Here is a 23421-nt window from a genome sequence, read left to right as displayed (position 1 = left end):
TTAGTAAAATTAATTCAAACTTAAACAAATAATTCCAACTACTTCTTTATTAAAATAACTTATTATCTGAATAAAAATCATTCAATTTCAGTAAATATAAATATAACAATTTGCTGTAAAAAAAACTAAGTTCATCAGCTTCTTTACAACAAACAACAAACTTGTCATCAAATCGTTGACGTTTTTTTTACTTTATACATCCTTTTCCAGAAAAAGCCATAAATATTATGCAAACAAATATTGATATAATAAGATGCTATGACACATAAATGTGTAGCAAAATAGCATAAATCAAAAAATTATCTTGCATTAATTCGGAAAGATCCTTCCCTTACCTCACCTTGCTGGCAAGAACTAAGTTCATTAGAAACCACACGACCAAAGGAATCAATAACCATTAATCGGATACCTTGATTTTCTAGTGATTTAACTTGAGTTTTCAAGTTGAAGTCCGTTGCATAAAAAAATGGAATATCTTCACTGCCATTTTTTATGTTAACATTATAATCTTTGCTCAATACCGAATAACTTATCTGACAATCGTTGCATTCAACTCTTAGGATACCCTTATTATTAAGTACAACATTTGACAGATCGTTTGTTAGAGCCTCCTTCTTGCAACTGCAAAAGGACAAAATGAGAAGAATCAATAGGGTTGAGATTTTCATTTTAATTACTTTTTCATCCAGTCAATAGAAAAAATCAAGCCATTTAACTATTTTCTTCAATTACAGCGCAAAATTAAGCAAATTAACAGGCTATTTTAGGTCTACTTAATTAAAAAACAATAATTTAATTTAATTAATGATACCACTTCCCGAACATCGACAAAACCAATATTCCCCAAAAATCCCCACAATGTAGATGCAACTCTTCATTCCTCACACCAAACAATCGACCTTTTCTAAAATGACGGCCTTTTCACCCCTTAATGATTTAAAAAAATCAATAAGAATAACCTTTAGAACAAACACCAAACACTTATAAATCAAATAGTTACAAATTACAAAAAGTAAAGAAGTGCTTTTTTATAGCTTTTACTCATGTAGTTTATGTATAAATAACTATTTTTACTCTGTTGTTAAAAGCGGTTTATCGGTAACCTTTCATATGAAATACACTCCTCTTCCCGAAAATGAAAAAGAACGATTAAAAGTGTTACATAATTCTCAAATATTTGATGCTGGATACGAAGCACATTTCGAACGCATCACAGAATTAACATCCTCATTGTGTGACACTAACATTGCATTCATTACTTTGATAGATAAAAACAAACAATGGTACAGATCTAACAAAATTTTCACACCAGAGGAAATTGCTATCGAGAATGATTTTTATAAGCAAACAGTAAAAGGTTCAGGCATCTTCGAAGTTTTAAATGCAGCAACAGATATAAGATTCAAAACAAATTCCAACCACCAGTACATTAAAATTGCCTATTATGCCGGCACACCTTTAATTGATTCCAATGGAGAAAATATAGGTACCTTATCTGTATTCGATACTAAACCTAGAAAAGAACTTACAACTAACCAAAAAAGGTTAATAGAACTGCTATCTCTCGAGATCATCTCATTGGTAAACGAAGTAAAAAACAAAAAGGAATTAAATCACTTCTTAAAATTATACAAGCTATCTCACGATTTAATCTGTGAAGTGGATATCTCTGGCACCTTAAAAAGGATAAATCCGGCATTTACAACTACTTTAGGATGGTCTGAACAGGATCTTTTGAATAATCCGTTTTACAATTTCATTCACCCGTACGACTTACAATCTACTAGCGATGAGTTTAAAAGATTAGGCTCCGGTAAAAACGCTGTAAATTTCACAAACCGTTTTAAAACAAAAAAAGGTGAATACAAAACGTTACAATGGAGTGCCACCTCAGAAACAGACTCTCATAAAATACTTGCAATTGCAAGAGATGTTACCAAAGAAAAAAACCTTCAGCAAAAAATTTTATTAAACGAAAATAAATTAAAATCTTTCGTTGAGAATGCTCAAGGCTTTATGTTCACCCATGATTTATCTGGTAATTTATTATTTATCAATAATAATGGGGCCCAGCATTTAGGTTTTACAAAGGCCGAACTGCAAAGCATGAATTTATATGATTTGACCCCCAAAGAACACCACACCTTAGTTACCGATTATCTGCAAGATATAAGAGTTAAAGGAAAGGCTGAGGGATTAATGACTACCAAACACAAAAAAGGCAAACATATTATCTGGATTTTTAATTGCACCCTTGAAAATACAATATCCAATAAGCCCTATGTCATATGTAACTCGATCGACATTACTGAAAGACATAATTTAACTAAGGAATTAAAAAGCAAAAATAAAAAGCTAGAAGAATCCAATAGTATAGCAAAATTGGGCAGCTGGGAGTTAGATTTAAATGAACAAAAACTTGCCTGGTCTGATATTACGAGGAAAATATTTGAAGTTGATGGTGATTTTGAACCTACCCCAGATAATGAACTACTATTTTACAAAGAAGGAAATAGCAGAGATAACCGCTTCAATGCCCTCAACGCTGCCGTACTTCGGGGAACTAAATGGGATCTTGAGTTAGAATTATCAACAGCTAAAGGCAACGACATTTGGATAAGATCAATTGGGATTCCGGATTTTCACGAAGGCAGGTGTTTCAAAATAAGAGGCACAGTACAGGATATTACCAAAATCAAAAATATGGAAGCTAGCTTGGTTTCCGCTAAAGAAGACGCCGAGCTTGCCAATAAAGCAAAATCTGAATTTTTAGCAAATATGAGTCACGAAATCCGTACTCCACTAAATGGTATTATAGGATTTACTGATCTATTGATTAAAACTCAGCTAAACGAAACTCAACAACAATACTTATCCATAGTTACACAATCTGGAAACGCCTTACTCAATACCATTAATGATATTTTAGATTTTTCTAAAATTGAAGCCGGCAAGCTTGAAATGAACCGGTCAAAATTCAATCTTTACGAAATGGCAGAAGAATCTGCTGATGTAATAAAATATCAGGTACAAAGTAAAGGTTTGGAAATGTTACTAAACATTTCCTCAGATTTACCTAAATATATCTGGGCCGATGAACTCAGACTCAAACAAATCCTAATCAATTTACTAGGTAATGCAGTCAAATTTACTGAAAAGGGAGAGATTGAACTTAAGGTCGAGGCACTCACTAATCCGGAATTAAGCGAAATCAACTATCGTTTTGCTGTACGAGATACAGGTATAGGAATTAATCCTGATAAAAAGCTCAAAATATTTGATGCCTTTTCGCAGGAAGATGCATCAACCACGAAAAGATATGGAGGTACCGGATTAGGACTAACTATTTCAAACAAATTACTGGGACTCATGAACAGTAAATTGCAAGTAGAAAGTACCCTTGGAAAAGGAAGTACATTTTACTTTGAAATACGCCTACAATCTGAACCAGGTGAATCAATCGAAATTCAAAATCTGAATACCATTAAAAAGGTCCTTATTGTTGACGACAACACAAACAATAGACTAATCATCAACAAAATGCTCTCTTTAAAGCAAATTAAACCAGTTGAAGCAAATAGCGGTATAGAAGCAATAAAGTTGATCACAAATGGAGAAAGATTCGATGTCATCTTAATGGATTACCACATGCCTGATTTAGATGGGCTAGAAACCATAAAAAAAATAAGAGAAATTTTAAAAGACACCGTTAAAGACCAACCGATTATTCTATTACATAGTTCTTCTGATGAAAAAATCATTAAAGCTTGCGAAAACCTAAATGTTAATCATCGCTTATTAAAGCCAATCAAGCTCAAGGATATGTACAGCTCTCTTTTTCAAGTTATTTCTAAAAAGCCTGAAAAACATAGTACATCATTTCAGGAGCCAGAACGAATGGAAGATCCTATTCAGGTTTTAATCGCAGAAGATAATGCTGTAAATATGCTTTTAGCAAAAACCATAGTTAGAAGAATTGCACCAAATGCAACCATATTCGAAGCTAAGAATGGTCTTGAAGCATTAGAACACTATAAAAATACAAAGATTGACATCATTTTAATGGATATTCAAATGCCTGAAATGAATGGATATGAGGCTACAAAAAAAATAAGATCAGTTAAACATAAAGCACATACCCCTATCATTGCACTCACTGCTGGGAATGTCAAGGGAGAAAAGGAAAAGTGCTTTGCTGCAGGAATGGATGATTTCATTTCAAAACCTGTCGTTGCGCATACCATTGCTCTCTCCTTAAAAAAATGGCTTAAAAACCCTAAAGAAGATCCGCACAGTGATCTATCATTATCACCTTCAGAAGACACCGATTATCACTTTAACATAGAGCTCCTAAAAGAGTATGTTGGGGATGATGCAGGTGTACTAACAAAAGTTCTTTCATTACTAAGAACTGAACTGATGAACTTCTCTAAAGAGTTTAAAGAACATGCGGCCAATAAAGACTTAAGTAAAATCCAAGAGTTGGGACATAAAATCTATGATACAGCTATCGTTTCAGGCTTAACAGCACTGGCAGTTATCGCTAAAAAAATTGGCTCAATCAGCACCTATAATGAACTAGAAGTTAACAACCTATTGTCCTCAACACGACAAGAGATAAAAACAGCAATAAGCCTAATAGTTAAGTAATCTTTCTAATTAATAGCTAAGGATCCTGCATTAAAAAATGCGGGATCCTTAGCTATTAATTAATTTTTGGGTTGTACCCTTCCCGACTTCCGGTCCTGACCTCTTCCAATCAAATAACCTGTACCGGCTCCTACTACACCACCAATTATAGCACCTCTACCTTTCTTCTTATCGATAAGTGCCCCTCCTACTGCTCCAGCTGCTCCGCCAATAACAGCACCTTTAGCACTTTGACTCCAGCCTTTCTTTTTTGCTGGTGCAATCTTCCCGTTGCTGCTTGTACTTACCGATCTTCCAGATGTAGCCTGTTTTACCGATAAAGGCGCCACTTTCTCTTCTTTAGCCTTGGCTAATTTTTGTTGCTCATCTTCTTTAGCTTTGGTTTCAGCTCGTTTAAAGCTATCCAGCCTTATGCTATCTTTAACTGCTACTATTGCTTTTTGCTTAATAAGCGCCTCTTCTTTAGCATTATTTGTACATGCTGATAACAGCATTCCCGTTATCATAACTAAAAGTATACTTCTCATAACTAAATTCTATATAAGGGATTAACGTAGCATAATGCAAAGTATGATGCCAAAGGGTATTTACCCTACAAAAAACTATGAATAGATGCTTTTTTGCCCTGAGTCTGTGATTTTGATATTAAAATTCAATTGATTATTTTCACATCTAAATATATATCAAAATAATATGCGCACAACAGGAAAAGTTAAATGGTTTAATTCTGCAAAAGGGTTTGGATTTATAACTCCGGAAAATGGAGGTAAAGATATTTTCGTACACTTTTCTGCAATCGCAGGTGATTCATTCAGAGAGTTGAATGAAGGAGACAGTGTTGAATTTGAATTAAATGATGGCAAAAAAGGTCCTGAAGCATCAAACGTAACAGTGCTATAGCTGCTAACTAACTTGATTTAAAAAGGGGGAATGTCCAAACATTTCCCCTTTCTTATTTAAAAACAAGGAAAACTATTAAATGAATAATACAACAGCAATTTTTGCTTCAAAAACAATAAGCATTTTAGGTTGCGGCTGGTATGGATTAGAGCTAGCAAAAGCATTAGTTGCAGAAGGTTATCCAGTTAAAGGTTCAAGCACAACAATTGAAAAACTTGAAACATTAGCCGACTTCCAAATTCAAGCATTCTTAATAAACTTTCAAAGAGGAGAAGAATACTACGATCCCATTTTTTTTCAAAGTGATATCCTATTTGTCTGCATCCCCCCAAAAAGAAGCACAGGAGAACAGGCAGATTACCAATACAAAGTAGAGCGGATCATTAATGCAGCAAAGCTCAACAATATTGCCCACCTGATTTTTATCAGCTCAACAGCTGTTTATGCAGATACAAATGTAGAAGTTACAGAATTAGATCCACCAAATCCTAAAACTGACTCCGGAAAAGCCATTTTTAATGTTGAAAATCTGCTTAAAAGTCAAACGGCCTTCACTACTACCATTCTTCGCTTTGCTGGTTTAGTTGGGCCAGGAAGGGATCCGGCAAGATTTTTCGCTGGAAAAACAGAGATACCAAATGGACAGGCACCTATTAATCTCATCCATTTAGATGATTGCATTGGGATAAGCTTAGGTCTGCTTAAAAATAACACATTTGGAGATACGCTAAATGCTTGTGCACCTGATCATCCAAGCAAACAGGAGTTTTATACCAACGCGGCTATAAAAGCCGGCTTACCCCTCCCTGTTTTTAAAAATGAATTGCTAAACTGGAAGCTAGTATCAAGCATTCAGCCCGCATTACTCAATTACAACTATCTTATATCCAACTGGATAGAATGGCTCAACAAAGAAAGTTAATACCTGGAGCATATATACATATTTAAAATTATAAATTGCCCCAATTAAGGATATAGCGTAATTATGAAATTAACAATCTTAGGTGCAGCTGAGCAGGTAACCGGAAGTATGCATCTTCTACAATTAAAGGACTACAACGTGCTAATTGACTGTGGCCTTGATTATGAGAAAGATACCTATCAAAAGGAAAACTTATACTTTCCATTCGATCCGGCAAGCATAGATGTTGTTATATTAACTCATGCCCATATTGATCACTCGGGAAATTTACCCACTTTGGTTAGAATGGGGTTCAATGGACAAATCCTATGCACGCCACCAACGGCCGATCTCACTCATATACTCTTATTAGATTCTGTAAACATCTTCTTAAGCAAACAAAATCGACAATCGAGATCCAAAAGACATAGATCGGGGCCGGAACCATTATACCTTCAAAAACATGTTCAGGAAACAGTAGAACGATTTATCACCATAGATTTTAATAAAGAATTTCATATCAATGATCATCTTTCATTAACCTTTATACCAATCGGGCACTTGCTCGGAGCCGCAGCAATAGTTTTAACCGTGAATGAGGACGGAACAACCAAAAAAATTGCATTTACCGGAGATATTGGCAGAAAAAACTATCCCCTCCTCGTAGATCCACAACCCATTCCGCAAGTAGATTACCTGGTATCCGAATCCACTTATGGAGGTAGGTTTCACAATACAGATACTACACTTGAGCAAAAATTAATAGAAACCATTACTGAATCCTGCATCAAATACCCAGGAAGGTTGATCATCCCAGCCTTTAGTATAGGGCGAACACAGGCACTAGCGTACGTATTAAATAAAATATTCAGCAAAAAACTGCTGCCCCCTGTAAAAGTATTCATCGATAGTCCACTAGCCAGTTCAGCAACTGAGATTTATCATCAACACATCCGTTACCTTAATAAAGAGGCTCAAGACTTTTATAAAAATCAGAATGATCAATCTGATTTTAAGGAACTTTCCTATGTACACGATAAGCGGGAAAGTACTTCTATAAGTAACTATCATGAGCCTTGTATCATTATATCTTCCGCTGGGATGCTAGAAGGCGGTAGAATACAAGATCATTTATATTATAACATTCAGAATTACTATTGTACCATATTATTTATTGGCTACTGTGCCAAAGGTACACTTGGAAATAGACTGTTAAGAGGCGATCCCATCATACGGTTACGAAACCGTGACCTTATGGTATATGCTAACATAAAGCAAACAGATCTCTTAAGTGGTCATGGAGATCATACTGATCTTGTAAGTACAGTCAAACAGCAAGACCCAAAAATTTTAAGGAAAGTCTTTTTAGTTCACGGTGAAATAAACAGCCTTCGAAGCCTATCAGCCGCACTTGAACAAGAAAATTACCATGTCAATATCCCCAAAAAGGGTGAAGTTTTCGAATTATAAATTTTCTAATAAAAGCTAAAAATGTAGCAAATACTATACATTTTTAGCTTTATTTAAACAAATAACGTTTTTTTTCAAAGTTATACTTCATTTCAAATAAAACACTGACTATTAACTCATTCAGAATTAATAATTAAGAAAAATAGCTTTGGCAAGGTTATTACAAGAAGATAATTTCCCGGTAATATTAAAACCGGTCAATTAACATCTAATTATAAGAAAATGAATTCGAAAATTACAAAAACAGCCTTAGTGCTGTCCCTAATAGGGCTATCGTCACAACTATTTGCGCAGGATCAACCGGCAAGTAGATTTTCAGAGAAAACTTTTCGCACCTGGTCAATCGGTGCGCACGCAGGAGTATTAAGCTCAAATACCATCTTCAATGGCAAAGCCCGCGATTTTGAGGCTTCCAAAGAGATGCTGGGATATGGTGCTTATATCAAAAAGCAAATCTTGCCTGCTTTAGGTTTACAAGCTGATTTTTTGGCTGGTAAAGTAGAAGGCTTAAGGGCTTTTAATGGTTTCGATGCAAATTTGAACCCTACCTATGCCAACAACACAGGTTTTAAAACAAAATTAGAGTGGTCTGCTGCTTTAACTGCAGTTTATAACTTAGCCAACATTAGCATCAACCGAGAGAATGCAATACTTATTCCTTATTTAAAAGCTGGAGCTGGTTATATGTCATCAAGTGCGGATGTCGGGAACGGAAGTACAATTAATAAACAACCTTACAAAGATGGATATTTCATTCCGGTAGGAGCTGGATTTAAATTAGGAGTAGCTAAAGGCATCAACTTAGACTTTGGTTATGACGTTAATTTTGTTAAAAGAGGTGATTTTGATGGCTACAACACCGGCAAATTCGATAAGTTCTCTTATGGACATGCAGGTTTAGAATTTGCGCTGGGTAGCAAGTCAAAACCACAACTACAAAACTACAGTTCGTTAGCCAACCTACGTAACCAATCTGCAGCTGAAAGCGCTGAATTAAGAAGAGCATTATCTACAGCTGAAGAAAATGCAGCAAGAGACAGAGCACAATATGCAAAAGATATGGGAGACGATGACAATGATGGTGTTGCAAATAAATTCGATAAATGTCCTGGTACACCTGCCGGCACAGTTGTAGACGGTTCAGGTTGCCCACTTAAAATTCAACGTGAAATTATTAAAGAAACTAAAGTTGTTGTAACCGAAGCTGATCGTAAAGTTGTAGACGAAGCTATCAGAAACTTAGAGTTTGATTTAGGTAAAGCCACCATTCGCCCTAAATCTCATGCAACGTTAAATAAAGTAGCTGAATTATTAGTTGAGAAAAACTTTAGCTTAAAATTAGCTGGACATACAGATAATACTGGCTCAATGGCATTAAACTTACGTTTATCTAAAGAAAGAGCAGAAGCTGTGAAAGCTTATCTAGTGTCACAAGGAGCAAATCCTTCACGTATAGAAGCAACTGGCTACGGTCCAAACCAACCAATTGCATCAAACAAAACTGCCGAAGGTCGTCAGAAAAACCGTCGCGTTGAGTTTACATTATATTAATTTGTAAAATCATTCAATAAAAAGAGGGAGGCTTTATCAATTGGATATGGTCTCCCTCTTTTTGTAATAATAAAATACTAGTTATTTAATAACAGCCTCCTCTTTAGGTGGAAAAATAAGTGAAGCAATAACAGAAAGAACCAATACAGCACCTACAATCGATAATGACAATGGCGACGAAATATGATAAAATGGTGAGATAACCATTTTAATACCAATAAATGCCAGAATAATTGCCAGACCATATTTCAGTAAGCTAAACATGTGAATAAAGTTAGCCAAAAGGAAATACAGCGCTCTTAAACCCAATATGGCAAATATATTAGAAGTATATAAAATTAAAGGATCATCAGGGGCAATAGCAAAAATTGCAGGTATCGAATCCACCGCAAATAATAAATCTGTAAACTCAATTACTGCTACAACAACCAATAAAGGCGTAGCCATTCTAATTCCATTTTCAACAGTAAAGAACTTAGCACCATCAAATTCTTTACTTACTTTAAAAAACTTATAAATCACACGTGCACCCGGGCTTTTACTAAAATCCTTATTTTCCTCATCCTCACTGTGACCACTCCATGATTTTATTCCCGCATAAATCAGAAATAAGCCAAACAAAAATAATACAACATTGATTTGGACAGTATATCCAAACAACACGGTTTCCGGCAAGTATGTTAAGTTGATCAGACCTACACCAGCAAAAATAAAGATTGCTCTAAACACTAAAGCGCCTATTATACCCCAAAACAATACCTTATGGTGCAGCTCTTTTGGTACTTTAAAAAAGCCGAACACCAAAATAAACACAAATAAATTATCTACAGATAAAGCTTTTTCTATCCAATAAGCCGATTGAAATTGTGTAAACTTCTCAAATCCTGAAGTCAAATAAATAACACCACTAAATACCATTGAAAGCGTTATCCAAACTACAGACCAAATTGCAGCCTCTTTGCTGGTTACTGCATGTACCTTTTTATTAAATACCCCCAAATCTAAAAGGAGCATTACTATCACCACTACTGCAAACCCAATAATAACACCGGGATGATTAATCATATTATTCATGCTAATATTTATAATTCTATTTGACTTTATCCAACGGCTTTCTATTGTTCAATTCAGATGATTTATATTTACTTGGAGTAAAACCTGTAATCGATTTAAATTGAGTAGACAAATGAGCACTACTGCTATACCCCATTTTATAAGCTATTTCGTTTAAATTTAGCTCACCATACTCCATTAGCTCCTTTACTTTCTCAATTTTTTGCTGAATGATATATTTTTCAATCGTTAAACCTTCAACCTCCGAGAACTGCCTACTCAAATAAGCATAATCCTTATTCAATCTATCAGCGATTATCTGTGTTAAACTTTGCCCCATCCTATTCAAATCAGAATAATGAACCAAATCAATAACCTGATTTTTTATCTGTTCTACCAATTGATCCTTTTCTTTATCAATCAGCTCAAACCCTAAAGCTTGCATTGCAGAAGCTATGTTTTTTAATTGATTCGCATTTGGTTCAGGCGCTACTTCAATCTTCCCTAAAGATATTTCATTCACCTTTAAACCAAAATTCTCCAACTGTTGTCTCACAATCATGATACAACGGTCACAAACCATATTCTTAACATATAACAACATACACAACCAAATTAATACTTTTCCAGAGCCATAACGCTCTATTTACAAAGATAAAGCAATAATTAATCTATTCAGGCTTTTCATGCTATCGTTACAAAAATCTAACCCAAGAACCCTTATCCAATGCTTATCCAAAACCCGTAAAATAATCAATGTAAATTTTATTTAGGAATAGACATTATATTTGCAAACCCTTCACAAAATCTTGCTCCCTTCTCTCATAGCATAAAATTGTGTTAACCCAATAAAAAACAATGACTCAAAAAAAATATTATAGCCTGATTTTAATACTAGGTTCACTAACTGCCCTTGGCCCTTTTTCAATTGACATGTACCTTCCCGGATTTCCGGCAATTGCAGCAGATCTTCAAACCAATACAGCTAGAGTAGCTTTATCCCTATCTAGCTTTTTTATCGGCATTTCTGCCGGACAATTACTCTACGGTCCACTATTAGATAGATTTGGAAGAAAAAAACCACTATACCTGGGTTTGTTAGTTTACATTCTTGCCTCTGCCGGATGTGCTTTTGTAACTACCATTGATACCTTAATCGCCTTAAGATTCATTCAAGCGCTGGGAAGCTGTGCAGCAACTGTAGCCTCTGTTGCTATGGTACGGGATCTATTTCCAGTTAAAGATAATGCTAAAGTTTTTGCCTTACTAATGCTGGTTTTAGGTGTTTCGCCAATGGTTGCCCCAACTTTAGGTGGATACGTGACAGTAGCTTTCGGTTGGCATACTATATTCTTAATCTTACTAGGTTTAGGCGCTTTTAATCTAATTGCAAGCTGGCTTTGGCTGCCCGAAAGCTATAAACCAGATACCAATCTTTCTTTAAAACCTAAGCCAATCATTAGCAATTTCTGGATCGTATTAAAAAATCCTCAATTTTATACCTATGCCTTTACAGGCGCATTGGCCTTTTCCGGGTTGTTCGCTTACATATCAGGGTCACCATTATTATTTATGGAGATATTTCATGTTAGCGAAGAAACCTATGGATGGATTTTCGCTTTGCTTTCTATAGGGTTTATTGGATCAAGCCAGGTAAATACATTAATGCTTAGACGGTATACCAGCGAACAATTGATTTATGCCGCATTAATCATTCAGGTAATCACAGCCCTTACCTTTCTAACAGGAAGTATCAATGGCTGGTACGGGCTAACTGAAACTACCGCATTGCTTTTTGTATTTTTATGTTGCTTGGGCTTTGTAAGCCCCAATGCCTCTGCACTTTCCCTACTCCCATTTACAAAAAATGCAGGCAGCGCATCCGCTCTAATGGGAGCTATTCAAATGGGAATAGGTTCTTTAGCATCCGTTGGTGTTAGCCTTTTTAGTGTCAAATCAGCAGTGCCAACAGTTAGCGTTATGGCCCTAAGTTCAATAGGTGCCCTTAGCATTTTGTATTTAGGAAAGAAAAAACTTAGCAAACACCCATAAGCAAAAAAATATTTGATCCCCACGTAGGGGTAAAGATTCATTTCGTTGTCCTATTTTAAAATAAGACAAAAATGAACTTTACACTTTTCAAAACAAACATTCAGTTACCGGCACTCAAGACTATATTGTGCAGCCTTTTATGCTTTATAGGAATAAAATCATTCGGTCAGCAAAATTCTACCGGAAAAATGCATTTTGGTATTATTTATCCCCTTAGTACCAATGGCACACATGCACCATTAGACACCAATACTTTATCTATCCACTTGTTGGCCGGTGTTTCTGCGGCCGAGAGAGGCGCTTCCTTTGCAGGCATTTCCAATATAGTGCGTAACGATACCAAAGGATTTCAGTTTGCAGGCATTTCAAACCATGTTGCCAAACAAACTAACGGTGGATTATTTTCTGGTTTTCTAAACACCTATGGTGGCGGAAATGTATGTGCTGTTGCCGGTTTTGCCAATATTACAAATGACGTAAAAGGTATACAAATTGCAGGATTTATAAATAAAGCAGCTAACATAACCGGCCCACAAATTGGTGGTTTCATCAACAAAGCCAAAGATATTAAGGGATCTCAAATAGCGGGCTTTATCAATATCGCCGGAAAGGTTAAAGGCGCACAAATTGCGGGCTTTATTAATGTAGCCGACAGCAGTGATTACCCTATAGGGATTATAAACATCATCAAGAACGGAGAAAAAAGCATCAGCTTAACCACAGACGAAACCTTTACTACCATGCTCTCTTTTCGATCTGGCGGAAAAGTACTATACGGAATTATTGGCTTGGGCTACAATTTCAAAAATTCTGATGAAGTATATGCATTTGAAGCTGGCTTAGGTGCACATCTCTTTCAATCCAACTCATTTAGATTAAACACAGAAATTTCAGGAATAGGATTAGAAAGCTTCAAGGCGGGCGAGTATTTTAAAACATCACTCCGACTAATGCCTGCAATCAAAATCACACGCAACCTTGAAATCTTTGGAGGTCCTTCCCTTAATTACCTAAATACAAATACAATCGAAGGACTAAAGTTACACAAAGATTATATCAGCACCTGGGAAAACAAGTGGGGAAGTAACTTCCAGGCATTGTACATAGGTTATCAGGGCGGAATCCAATATATCTTTTAAATCTTAAATATTAATGACACAATTACCTAACAAAATGAATATGAAAACTTTAACACTATCTACATTGATCATCATCCTATTTGCAAGCTGCAGCAAAGAGCGGATAACAGCAAATGGTGATAAAATAACCGAAGTTCGTACCCTGGGCCAGTTTATAGGAGTAAATACCAATGGCACAAACACAATACATATTAATTACGGAACAGAATTTAAAGTAGAGTTGAGCGGTTCCAACAATCTTCTCCCTTATTTCAAAACCAATGTTATGAGTAGTACATTGTATCTTGGCTACGAAAAAGCAAACGTCCAACATGATGATGTGGAGGTCTACATCACCCTACCTGTAATAAAAAAAGTAGCTATAGGCGGCGCAAGTCATGTAAACATAGAAGGGCCATTTCTAACTACAGATTATTTCAGATCATCCATTAGCGGCACAGGTGAGGTTATAATAAAAGATCTGTTCGAATCAGATGAAGTCTCAATAGATATATCTGGTGACGGAAAGGCTGATCTTCAGAAAATAAACTGTAAAAAAGCTGAGATTGAAATATCCGGAAAAGGTGAAGCGAGCGTAAAAGTCAAGGATAAATTAAAGGCCAGCATCAGTGGCAGTGGAAAAATCTATTACATTGGAGATCCTGAGGTTGATGCAAGCATAAGTGGATCTGGCAAAGTTATCAAGTTTTAATCCATTAGTTTTGAGCTTTTATGATTATAGAAATATCTTTGAATAAGATTAAGCATTGAAACTAAATTATAGCACTTCCGGAAACAAGCATCAGCAATATGATGACCAGGCTTTTGAACAATTGTTTAAAGCTCATTTTAAGGCATTACATACTTATGCTAATGTTATTTTAAAAGATGAAGATGATGCTGAAGAAATCGTACAAAATATGTTTTTAAAATTTTGGGAGAAGAGGGATTTACTAAGTGTTCAAACTTCACTAAAAGCTTACCTCTATAAATGTGTGTACCACGATAGTCTGAACTTTTTAAAACATCAAAAGATTAAAATCAAGTACCATGACTTTGCAAGTTATACCATGAACACAGAAAATGAACCTGCATCCTCAAAAGTAGAAATGACAGAATTAGCATATAACCTAAACCTGGCATTAAATAGGCTACCAGAGCAATGTCGTACCATATTTCAGATGAGCAGGTTTGAAGAATTAAAATATAAAGAAATTGCAGATCGACTCGGCTTATCCATAAAAACGATTGAAAATCAAATGGGTAAAGCACTTAGGATTTTACGTTTGGAACTTGCCGATTACCTTACGCTCATTTTGCTTGGCTTTATGTATTACAAGGATTTTTTTAATTAGGGAATAGCATGACCGATGAATTATTGATAAAGTTTCTTTTAAAAGAAACAAACGAAGAGGAAAGCGTCAGAGTGCAAAACTGGCTGGATACCACTCCATCCAATAAAGCCTATTTTTTACAATTCGAAAAAATATGGAACACTAGTAAAACACTTTCCAGTCAAAGCAAAATAAACGAAGATGATGCCTGGTTAAGGTTTCAACAAAAAGCTACCAGCAGTAATAGTATAACACGTCGATTAATGCCCGCATACAATTGGCTTAAAGTTGCAGCTGTATTTGTTATTATCGCTGCAGGGTGGTCATTATACAATTTACTTAAGCCCGTTTCCTATATAACCATCGCAGCGGGTAATACGGTAACTACGAAAGTGCTTCCAGATGGATCTGATCTTACGCTAAACAAAAACACCAGTATTAGTTATGCAAACAACTTTAAAAACAACAGAAGTATCCATCTGCAACATGGTGATGTGTTTTTTAATGTTGCGCATGATAAAACAAAGCCGTTTGTAATAGAGATAGATAAAGTATCAGTACTTGTTGTCGGAACCTCATTCAATATAAAACACTTAGACAATCAAACCGAAGTAATTGTTGAAACAGGAATCGTAAAAGTAACTTTGGGTAAAGATCAAATAAGTCTCCAAAAGGGAGAAAAAGTAATGATCAAAAACAATACAAGCAAATTAATCAAAGAACAAATTACAGATCATCTATATGATTACTACCGCAGCAAAGAATTTATAGTCAACAATACTCCACTATGGCGAATGGTAGAAGTGTTAAATGAAGCATACAATACTAACATTACCATTAACGACCCGGCGATAAAAAATCTAACCCTAAACACTACTTTAAGAGCTTCGGCAAGCCTGGATTACAACTTAAATCTTATTTGCAGGACTTTAGATATAACTATGGTGCGTAACCAAAACCAAATTCTATTGTCTAACCATCAATAATGAAAATCAAAATCACCCTGGTACTATTACTTTTTATAGGATATACAAAAGCCCAAATGCCGATACCTCCATCTAAATACAATTTAGAGAAAAGAGTAAGTATCGAAGCAAAAGACCAACGACTATCTGAAGTGCTAAATAAGATCAGTAAGGCCGGGGATTTCTATTTTTCTTACGGTGGCTCATTATTTAAGCAAGACAGCCTTATTAGTTTAAGCGGTAAAAACGCCCCTGTAAGAGTGCTATTGGACAAGCTATTTAACAACAAGGTTGATTATACAGAAAATGGGGAGTATATTATTTTACGTTATGCTGCAAACCACTTTACTATAGAGCCGGAAAATATTACTACCGCAGAGAAACTGTATTTAATTAGCGGCTATGTGATAGATACAGAAACAGGTCGCAGAGTTAAACAAGCCAGTATTTACGAAAAACGACTGTTACAGTCAACCCTCACAGACAATGAGGGATATTTTAAGTTAAAGTTTAAAGGCGAACACCAGGAGGTTATATTAACGGCCAGTAAGGAGACTTACCGTGATACGACCCTCATCTTTCTATCTGATATCAAAGTAAAGCCCGAAGGATACAATGATCCAGATGCGCACAAGGGAAATGCACGATTTAGTGATATTGAAAACACCGGACTTGCGAGATTTTTCATTTCTTCCCGACAAAGGATTCAGAGTTTAAACATTCCCAATTTCTTTGCTAACAGCCCTTTTCAAGCCTCCCTAACGCCCGGACTAAGCTCCCATGGCATCATGAGTGCTCAGGTTATTAATAAACTATCTATAAATGTATTGGGAGGCTACACCGCAGGCACTAACGGTTTTGAAATTGCAGGGCTATTCAATATCACAAAAGGCGATGTAAAGAAACTGCAATTTGCTGGACTTTTCAATCAAGTTGGCGGTTCTGTAAGTGGAATTCAGGTAGCCGGTTTAGTTAATGACGTAAGAGGAAATAAAAAAGGATTCCAGGCAGCCGGATTAGTCAACAATGTAAAAGCCGAAGTGGCAGGATTTCAGTTAGCAGGCGTGCTTAATCAAGCTTCCAAAAACATGAAAGGCTTACAATCGGCAGGCATCACTAACTTAGTCCGCAAAGATTTTGATGGTGTACAGATAGCGGGTATTGGCAACATCGCTTGCCAGCATTTAAGTGGGGTACAAATTGCAGGTATTTTTAATCATGCAAAAAAAATAGACGGTTTTCAATTCGGCTTAATCAATGTTGCAGATACTTCATCTGGCTATAGCCTGGGTTTAATCAATTTTATAAAAAACGGATACCACAAAGTAAGCTTATATACGAACGAAATTACCAACACCAACATTTCATTAAAAACAGGTAATGCAAAACTGTATACTGTATTGTTTGCAGGGTTAAACGTATCAAATGAGGAAAAAATAAAAACTGCAGGAATAGGTTTTGGTCACGATTTCATATTTAACAAACGCCTCGCCTTCGGTTTAGAATTGACCAGCCAATACCTATACCTTGGCAATTGGGATGGCGACAACCTACTTAACCGTGTTCAAAGCAATATTCAGTTTCAGCTGTTTAAGGACATAACTATATTTGGAGGTCCAACTTATGCAATTTATAGTGGCGATCAACAGGCAGGGACCAGTGCACCAAGGTATAAGCAAAATATAGTTCCTATCCACCATACGAGTTTTGGAAACTCAACAAAAGGATGGCTTGGTTTTAACGCTGGTATCACAATAATGTAGGGTTGGAATAAAAACAAAACCCTTTTATTGAATGTTGTATAATTCATGAAAATGTTCAATATAAGAGTCGGTTTTGGCGAACATGAAGTAACGTTAACCATATTACCTACCTCTAAAAAAGACTATTTAGTAATTTATTTTGGTGGGATTCTTGGAGCTGTTAGAATGGACCCGGATGGTGAACTATGGGAACAGGTTCCGGATGAAGAAATCTTACCCAGCGACCTCCCTCTATATAAACCTGATTTAGAAGCAGAATGGCTAGATATCGTTTTATGTGAAGATACAGTAGCTGATATCGGCGACGAGATCTCAGCGGTATTAAGAGGCATTTAGTTTTCCAAACCTGAGGTAGCAAACGCTGCTATAAAACAACCACAACAGCAATAAATGCAACATAGGTCCTATCTGAGTTGATAAGCTCGCCCCCGATTGCACAATAGCAGTATATATTTTAATAAATGGCGTTGTTGGCAACAGCATCGATACCCATTGTACAATTACGGGAAGTGATTCAAATGGCCAGGTATATCCAGTAATTAAGAATATTGGATAAGTTGAAAATGCCATCACCTGTAAACACAGTAGTTGGCTTTTAAACAATGAGCCAATAAATTGCGCCATTGGAATAAGTGTAAGCAAGAGCACAAATAACAATATTCCTAACTGAAAACCACTGCCGCGCATAGGCAAACCTAATAGTCTAAAATTTACATTTAGGAAAAAGAAACCATAGGATCCAAAAACAATAAGGTAAAACAAGCCCTTGCCCCATATCGCAGTAGATACGCCCCCACCAAGCCATTCCTTAATCGTTGTATGCTGCCGCTCCCCTGCCACACTTTCTGACAAACCAATCAGCAATGTTTGCTGGAGTATTAATGCCAGCAACGCCGGCAGTAAAAAAGCACCATAACTCGATCTTTCATTAAACAAAGGTCTGTAATCTAAATTAATAGGCATTACGTTTTGCATAGCCATGGCAGTGCTTAAACCTTCGCTCTTTTCAAAATATTGTAGCCTTACTCCAGCTCCAATAGTAAGGCATATTTGCTGAACGCTCATCAATAAATCACTGGAAGGCAAAAACCTTGCAGCATTTACTGCAAGTACTACATTACTTTGTTTAAGTGTCAACAAATTGCTTTCCGTTCCTTCAGGGATATAAAAATAACCTTGGCAATCACCTTGGTACATGTGTTCCTTTGCTTCTTCCAGATTCGAGAAATGGATCAACTCGACCATAGGTGAATTATTAATATTTTGTTGTAATAACCGGGATAACCGCGACTGGTCATCATCTACAACCGCCAGCTTTACATTCTCTTCTTCTTTATTGATGTAAATACTACCATAAAAAAAAGCATATAACAACGGGGCAATGAGCAGGGTAAGCAGCAGACTATGGTCCTTTGCTACCAGTGATGCTTCTCTTAGGAAAAGCTTAAATAGCGACGGTTTGGACTTCCTGCTCATTTTTACTCGTATTAAATTGACGCTGAAATAATATCACCGCTGTTGGAAACATAACGGCACAAAACAAAAGCAGTTTATAAATATCTGTCTGCGCATAACGTATAGGTAAATTCATGTAATAAACCTTAAAAAAGGCATCCAAAAAAGGTGTATAAGGCATAATGGTAGCATAATACTGATCGTACCATGGCATTGCCCATCTTGGGAAGGTAAACCCGCTAAAAACAAATGCCGGAGAAGTGTAAAATAAGGCTGTATCCCCCGACAACATCACATCCTTAAATAAGGCTGAAATAAACATGCCAATGCCCAGACAAGCAACAGACAACAAAGTATACATCACAAAGAATTTGCCGGTGGCCTCCGAAACCCCAATTCCAAATACCGGAAAAATGATAAAAGCAATTAAAAAGAAATTAACCCAGCTAGCCGCAAGATGAGCTATAGTTTTTCCAGTGATCACCAATAACGCCGACCCTTTGGATAGCTCAAATAATTCCTGCATGGTATTCGTTTTCCACTCATAATTTAGCGCCAACATGCTACTGATGATGATAATCATCTGAATACCCACAGTGATCAATCCAGGAACAAGATACTCCTGGTAATTGTAGTTAGAATTGTACAATTGATAAGAATTAAGCTTAATTGGATTTGCCAATGCCATTGCCCGGTCGGGTTTCATCCCGGTCTTCACTAACTTTTGCAGTACCACACCTGAGCTTCCCATAATAATTACTTCAGCAACGGCTTTATACACCAATTTTGCAGGCACTAATGATGCCGCATTCGTATAAAGCGTTACATTAGCCGGATGCCTGCTATAGATATCTTTCTGCATATTTATGGGAAAGTGCAGCGCCCCCAGTATCTCTCCCTTTTGAATCAAGTCCTTTACTTCTGCCTCGCTGTTTACGCTTCTGGTAATCCGAAGTGTTTCTCGCTGCTCCAACAAGAAAGTAAGCTGCCGGCTTATGGCCGACTTATCATCATCCCAAATCGCAAAAGCCAAATGTTTCGCATCCTTTTTCTGATAAATCAATGCATAAAATGAAAACAACAAACTGGGAATAACCAGCATAACCAGGTAAAAAACGGGCAATTTCAATATCCGTTTCCACTCCCTTAAAATGATATGACCTACAACCTGCATTAGGGCAGAATTAATGAAGCTGTCATACCCGAGCGCAAGCCCTTAATGCCCGAAAGATCTTCGGGTTTAAACGCTATTGTAAACGTTCTTAATTCAAATTGACCCTTATCTTTTGCAGGTACCCAATTTGCAAACTCGAGTGTAGGCGAAATGGACGATACCTTTACAGCAAAAGTTTCGGGCTCACATCCCGGTACAGTAACTTTTGCCACCGACCCGACTTTCAAATCCCTGGCCTTATCCTGACGGATATTGAATTTTAAAACCGAAGAATTTTTCTTTTCGATAGTCATCATAGGATATCCTATCGATACGATCTCGCCCTGATGGGTAACCAAACTAGATATTAGTCCATCTGCAGGTGCGTAAACCTTTGTATTATCGCCCAATGCTTTAGTCAGCTCATAGGCCTTCTCCGCTTGCTTTACTATTGCATTTGCCGTTTTAAGGATCTCAGGTCGCGTGCCATTTTTAAGCATTTGCAAGTTCAATTGAGCAGTTTCCATTTCTTTCTTTGCTGCCTGATACCTGAAATAAAATACATCCTTTTCCTGTCCCGAAATTACATCGGCATTATACAAACGTTCCATACGTTGATAAGTAGTATTAAACAATTTATATTGCTCCTCACTGATCTGATAAAGCTTTGAAGTTGCTTCAATAAGCTCAGGTCTTGCACCCTGTGTTAACAATTCTTGTTGACCTTTTGCTGCATCTATTGCCGCTAAAGCTTGCGATTTAATCGCGTCAATCTCATTCGATCGCAAAACAGCAAGTAATTGCCCTGCTTTAACTGTATCACCCTGATCAACTAATAAAGAATCCAGTCGACCTGGAAACTCTGCTGCAACATCTACACTCGAAGCGTCGACCATGCCTATTAAGTTATCTTCTTCTTTATTACCCGATAGGAAGAAGAATAAAGCAACTACCACCACCAAAATTGGTATTAGCAGTGCCCAATAGTTTTTTATAATTTTATTCATTTGCGTATCTTTTATATTCGTTTTTCTCGCCCTTACCATCGCCTATTTATTTTATAAACTGAGAGATTTGTTTAGGATTTCCTAAGCTGTTAAAATATTCAGCAAGTGCCAGATAATAACCCAAAACTGCTGCCTGATAGGCTTTATCAATTTCCTCCTCTATTAAAATCGCATCGTTTACATCCTTTGGCGAAGAAAGCTGATTCTCCATCCGTTTAGTGATTAAACCTGTTGTAGTTTGCGCCTCTTTTCTGGCGTTATCCATTACCATTACTTCATTCTGAAGAGAAGTCATTTTATTTCTTGAAACCTTCGACAATACCTGTAGTGCCAATGCAGCATTCTCTTCCCCTAATTTAGCTTCTTCAACCAACTGCTTTGTTGCCAACGTACGCTTATGAGTTTGTCCATTAAACAAACTCCACTGTAACTCAACCCCCACAAACCAATCAGGTATGGTTACAGGCAGGTCACGCTGATATAAATTATAATTACCAATAGCAAAAATATTAGGGAGCGCAAATGACTTGCTGATCTTTTCTGCTGTCTTAGCATACGAAATTTTACTTCCTGCAAGTTGATAAATGGGATTGTCAGTCCAAAAATTTCCTTGAGGCATAGCCGGGTTGACCGTTACATACTTTAAAGTATCAGTAATCACCACATTAGAATCCAAAGCAACTCCAAGCAGTTTATTTAGCTCAACATGAGCATTTTGCTTATCTAATTTAATACTGTTAAAGCGTGCATTTGCCTGCATCAGCACTACATGAGTCCAGCTCTTTTGATAAGGGGCCAATATTTGATTTTTAACCAGCTCATCTGCATAATTTTTATTCTTTTCTAATGCATTAAGGATAAGCTGTTGGTTATTTAAAACTGTATTCAGGTATAAAATGCGCAGGTATTGGAGAGAAATTAAAAAATCGACTTCCTTATTTACCACATTTACATTAATACTCGCAGTATTTACCAGAGACTGAGCCAGGTTAGTTGCAGCATCTAGCTTATTACCTAAAAAAATGGGCTGCCTTATCCCTAAACCCGCAACGAAATAAGATTGCTTACTCAATTCAGGATTGTAATTCGGATAAATGGAGCCGATGATATTCTTAGAAGCGTTAAAAATTTTATCTTGTGTAGCCTGAGAAAGGTCATTACCAGTAATCTCCTTAAACACCTCATTTGCCGCATTTACACTTTGTAATGAAGAGCCATTAACAACACCATCCTTAACAGCCTGCAGATTTATGGTAAGCGGACTACTCAGATAGCTATAACTTGACAATAAATCTACCTTAGGCAAGTAGCTCTTTTTCTCAGCCTGCAAATTATACTGACCAGATAATAAAGCCGAACGCGCTTGTCGTAAGGTAATATTGTGCTGAACGGCCAGGTTAAAACAATCCTGCAAGCTTGTTGATTGCGCGTTCAAATTCAAACAAAAAAGGGATAAACAGCAAAATAAGAAATAACCCAAAAGGTTATCTAGTTTCTTTGCGTTAAGACCAGTGGGTAAAGTTTTAATCATACAGAGCTATAAAAGATGCTAAGCAACGCTAACATTAAAAACAACAATAAAAACAATGAAAGGTTTTAAAATCAGTAGAGGACTTCTCCTCACATAATTCACACATTAGACACACTTCCTTCACAAAAAGGTACCCTTTTGTGGGTTTTGTGTGAAGGAGGTGTGAACAAGGTGTGAGGAAGTGTATTTTTTGGGAACAAAAACTATGGCTATAGATCTTTAGAACAGAACAATCAAAATCTTTTATTATAGAACAATATTTTCATTAAATAACACACAGATAATTTAATAGGAAAATGTTGTGTTTTTAAATTACATTGATTATATTACAATAGACTTTAGTTCCAGGTAGTAACCACATAAAAAAGATAGCCAATGAAATAAAAAAACAACAATGACGTAACTTACTTCTTAAATGAGGTATTAATTCAGAGTCTCGGTTTACAAATTCTGACAATGTTGCCAAAGAGACAATAGATTAATGCCCATAATAAATATTATTGTACATTTGAAGGTGC

20 protein-coding genes are annotated in these 23421 nt (G+C 36.4%); 12 read left to right on the top strand and 8 right to left on the bottom strand.

What is annotated here, in order from left to right; translation table 11 throughout:
* Positions 1 to 299: 299 nt before the first annotated feature.
* Positions 300 to 518 carry a hypothetical protein gene (locus P0Y49_08570; GenBank protein ID WEK21193.1) on the bottom strand — a complete coding sequence of 73 codons (219 nt, stop codon included), beginning with the start codon at positions 516 to 518 and terminating at the stop codon, positions 300 to 302.
* Positions 519 to 1110: 592 nt separating this feature from the next.
* Between P0Y49_08570 and P0Y49_08565 the strand changes: the two genes are divergently transcribed.
* Complete coding sequence (locus P0Y49_08565; protein ID WEK21192.1) at positions 1111 to 4650, top strand: response regulator; 3540 nt, start codon at positions 1111 to 1113, stop codon at positions 4648 to 4650.
* A gap of 59 nt (positions 4651 to 4709) precedes the next feature.
* Here the strand turns inward: P0Y49_08565 and P0Y49_08560 are convergent, their stop codons facing one another.
* Positions 4710 to 5177 carry a YMGG-like glycine zipper-containing protein gene (locus P0Y49_08560; GenBank protein ID WEK21191.1) on the bottom strand — a complete coding sequence of 156 codons (468 nt, stop codon included), beginning with the start codon at positions 5175 to 5177 and terminating at the stop codon, positions 4710 to 4712.
* A 166-nt stretch (positions 5178 to 5343) separates the two neighbouring features.
* Here P0Y49_08560 and P0Y49_08555 point away from each other — a divergent pair, with 166 nt between their 5' ends.
* The 4 genes from P0Y49_08555 (at position 5344) to P0Y49_08540 (ending at position 9472) form a co-directional block, all read left to right on the top strand.
* Positions 5344 to 5550, top strand: coding sequence for a cold-shock protein (locus tag P0Y49_08555; GenBank protein WEK21190.1), 207 nt, complete (start codon positions 5344 to 5346; stop codon positions 5548 to 5550).
* 79 nt (positions 5551 to 5629) lie between these two features.
* Complete coding sequence (locus P0Y49_08550) at positions 5630 to 6472, top strand: SDR family oxidoreductase (protein ID WEK21189.1); 843 nt, start codon at positions 5630 to 5632, stop codon at positions 6470 to 6472.
* Between the two features lie 63 nt (positions 6473 to 6535).
* Positions 6536 to 7921 carry an MBL fold metallo-hydrolase gene (locus P0Y49_08545; GenBank protein WEK21188.1) on the top strand — a complete coding sequence of 462 codons (1386 nt, stop codon included), beginning with the start codon at positions 6536 to 6538 and terminating at the stop codon, positions 7919 to 7921.
* 222 nt (positions 7922 to 8143) lie between these two features.
* Entirely contained in the window at positions 8144 to 9472 is a 1329-nt protein-coding gene (locus P0Y49_08540) for an OmpA family protein (GenBank protein ID WEK21187.1), read from the top strand.
* Positions 9473 to 9553: 81 nt separating this feature from the next.
* Here P0Y49_08540 and P0Y49_08535 read toward each other — a convergent pair whose 3' ends face one another.
* Both P0Y49_08535 and P0Y49_08530 read right to left on the bottom strand, forming a co-directional pair.
* The gene (locus tag P0Y49_08535) at positions 9554 to 10546 is read right to left on the bottom strand and encodes a TerC/Alx family metal homeostasis membrane protein (protein ID WEK21186.1); all 993 of its coding nucleotides are present in this window, start codon (positions 10544 to 10546) and stop codon (positions 9554 to 9556) included.
* A 16-nt stretch (positions 10547 to 10562) separates the two neighbouring features.
* Positions 10563 to 11129: an AraC family transcriptional regulator gene (locus P0Y49_08530; protein ID WEK21185.1), complete on the bottom strand. Its 567-nt coding sequence runs from the start codon at positions 11127 to 11129 to the stop codon at positions 10563 to 10565.
* Positions 11130 to 11383: 254 nt separating this feature from the next.
* Here P0Y49_08530 and P0Y49_08525 point away from each other — a divergent pair, with 254 nt between their 5' ends.
* The 7 genes from P0Y49_08525 (at position 11384) to P0Y49_08495 (ending at position 18093) form a co-directional block, all read left to right on the top strand.
* Positions 11384 to 12577 (top strand): multidrug effflux MFS transporter, encoded by a 1194-nt coding sequence (locus P0Y49_08525; GenBank protein ID WEK21184.1) that lies wholly within the window; start codon positions 11384 to 11386, stop codon positions 12575 to 12577.
* A gap of 71 nt (positions 12578 to 12648) precedes the next feature.
* Positions 12649 to 13716 (top strand): hypothetical protein, encoded by a 1068-nt coding sequence (locus tag P0Y49_08520; protein WEK21183.1) that lies wholly within the window; start codon positions 12649 to 12651, stop codon positions 13714 to 13716.
* A 40-nt stretch (positions 13717 to 13756) separates the two neighbouring features.
* Positions 13757 to 14407 carry a DUF2807 domain-containing protein gene (locus P0Y49_08515; GenBank protein ID WEK21182.1) on the top strand — a complete coding sequence of 217 codons (651 nt, stop codon included), beginning with the start codon at positions 13757 to 13759 and terminating at the stop codon, positions 14405 to 14407.
* A 55-nt stretch (positions 14408 to 14462) separates the two neighbouring features.
* Entirely contained in the window at positions 14463 to 15050 is a 588-nt protein-coding gene (locus P0Y49_08510; GenBank protein WEK21181.1) for an RNA polymerase sigma-70 factor, read from the top strand.
* An 8-nt stretch (positions 15051 to 15058) separates the two neighbouring features.
* On the top strand, positions 15059 to 16015 hold the full coding sequence (locus tag P0Y49_08505) for a FecR domain-containing protein (protein ID WEK21180.1): 957 nt from the start codon (positions 15059 to 15061) through the stop codon (positions 16013 to 16015).
* The gene (locus P0Y49_08500; GenBank protein WEK21179.1) at positions 16015 to 17757 is read left to right on the top strand and encodes a hypothetical protein; all 1743 of its coding nucleotides are present in this window, start codon (positions 16015 to 16017) and stop codon (positions 17755 to 17757) included. The genes P0Y49_08505 and P0Y49_08500 overlap by 1 nt, the downstream gene beginning before the upstream one ends.
* Positions 17758 to 17808: 51 nt before the next feature.
* Positions 17809 to 18093, top strand: a complete 285-nt coding sequence (locus P0Y49_08495) for a hypothetical protein (GenBank protein ID WEK21178.1) — start codon at positions 17809 to 17811, stop codon at positions 18091 to 18093.
* On the opposite strand, the gene P0Y49_08490 is transcribed toward P0Y49_08495, so the two are convergent.
* Genes P0Y49_08490 through P0Y49_08475 form a run of 4 tightly spaced genes read right to left on the bottom strand, consistent with a single transcriptional unit; the run spans position 18079 to position 22813 of the window.
* Entirely contained in the window at positions 18079 to 19233 is a 1155-nt protein-coding gene (locus tag P0Y49_08490; GenBank protein WEK21177.1) for an ABC transporter permease, read from the bottom strand. The genes P0Y49_08495 and P0Y49_08490 overlap by 15 nt on opposite strands.
* Entirely contained in the window at positions 19202 to 20386 is a 1185-nt protein-coding gene (locus P0Y49_08485; protein WEK21176.1) for an ABC transporter permease, read from the bottom strand. Before P0Y49_08485 ends, P0Y49_08490 begins: the two co-directional genes overlap by 32 nt.
* Complete coding sequence (locus tag P0Y49_08480) at positions 20386 to 21372, bottom strand: efflux RND transporter periplasmic adaptor subunit (protein ID WEK21175.1); 987 nt, start codon at positions 21370 to 21372, stop codon at positions 20386 to 20388. The genes P0Y49_08485 and P0Y49_08480 overlap by 1 nt, the downstream gene beginning before the upstream one ends.
* Before the next feature lie 46 nt (positions 21373 to 21418).
* The gene (locus tag P0Y49_08475) at positions 21419 to 22813 is read right to left on the bottom strand and encodes a TolC family protein (GenBank protein ID WEK21174.1); all 1395 of its coding nucleotides are present in this window, start codon (positions 22811 to 22813) and stop codon (positions 21419 to 21421) included.
* Positions 22814 to 23421 lie beyond the last annotated feature (608 nt).

The organism is Candidatus Pedobacter colombiensis (genome assembly GCA_029202485.1).
GTDB lineage: Bacteria > Bacteroidota > Bacteroidia > Sphingobacteriales > Sphingobacteriaceae > Pedobacter > Pedobacter colombiensis.
The sequence above is the reverse complement of the archived record's forward strand: the minus strand, read 5'-3'. Positions and strand labels throughout refer to the sequence as shown.

Coding starts and splice junctions, on each gene's coding strand:
- P0Y49_08565 (WEK21192.1), top strand. CDS start 1,111: ATGAAATACACTCCTCTTCCCGAAAATGAAAAAGAACGATTAAAAGTG.
- P0Y49_08555 (WEK21190.1), top strand. CDS start 5,344: ATGCGCACAACAGGAAAAGTTAAATGGTTTAATTCTGCAAAAGGGTTT.
- P0Y49_08530 (WEK21185.1), bottom strand. CDS start 11,129: ATGTTGTTATATGTTAAGAATATGGTTTGTGACCGTTGTATCATGATT.
- P0Y49_08545 (WEK21188.1), top strand. CDS start 6,536: ATGAAATTAACAATCTTAGGTGCAGCTGAGCAGGTAACCGGAAGTATG.
- P0Y49_08515 (WEK21182.1), top strand. CDS start 13,757: ATGAAAACTTTAACACTATCTACATTGATCATCATCCTATTTGCAAGC.
- P0Y49_08560 (WEK21191.1), bottom strand. CDS start 5,177: ATGAGAAGTATACTTTTAGTTATGATAACGGGAATGCTGTTATCAGCA.
- P0Y49_08535 (WEK21186.1), bottom strand. CDS start 10,546: ATGAATAATATGATTAATCATCCCGGTGTTATTATTGGGTTTGCAGTA.
- P0Y49_08500 (WEK21179.1), top strand. CDS start 16,015: ATGAAAATCAAAATCACCCTGGTACTATTACTTTTTATAGGATATACA.
- P0Y49_08485 (WEK21176.1), bottom strand. CDS start 20,386: ATGCAGGTTGTAGGTCATATCATTTTAAGGGAGTGGAAACGGATATTG.
- P0Y49_08480 (WEK21175.1), bottom strand. CDS start 21,372: ATGAATAAAATTATAAAAAACTATTGGGCACTGCTAATACCAATTTTG.
- P0Y49_08490 (WEK21177.1), bottom strand. CDS start 19,233: ATGAGCAGGAAGTCCAAACCGTCGCTATTTAAGCTTTTCCTAAGAGAA.
- P0Y49_08540 (WEK21187.1), top strand. CDS start 8,144: ATGAATTCGAAAATTACAAAAACAGCCTTAGTGCTGTCCCTAATAGGG.
- P0Y49_08505 (WEK21180.1), top strand. CDS start 15,059: ATGACCGATGAATTATTGATAAAGTTTCTTTTAAAAGAAACAAACGAA.
- P0Y49_08495 (WEK21178.1), top strand. CDS start 17,809: ATGTTCAATATAAGAGTCGGTTTTGGCGAACATGAAGTAACGTTAACC.
- P0Y49_08525 (WEK21184.1), top strand. CDS start 11,384: ATGACTCAAAAAAAATATTATAGCCTGATTTTAATACTAGGTTCACTA.
- P0Y49_08550 (WEK21189.1), top strand. CDS start 5,630: ATGAATAATACAACAGCAATTTTTGCTTCAAAAACAATAAGCATTTTA.
- P0Y49_08520 (WEK21183.1), top strand. CDS start 12,649: ATGAACTTTACACTTTTCAAAACAAACATTCAGTTACCGGCACTCAAG.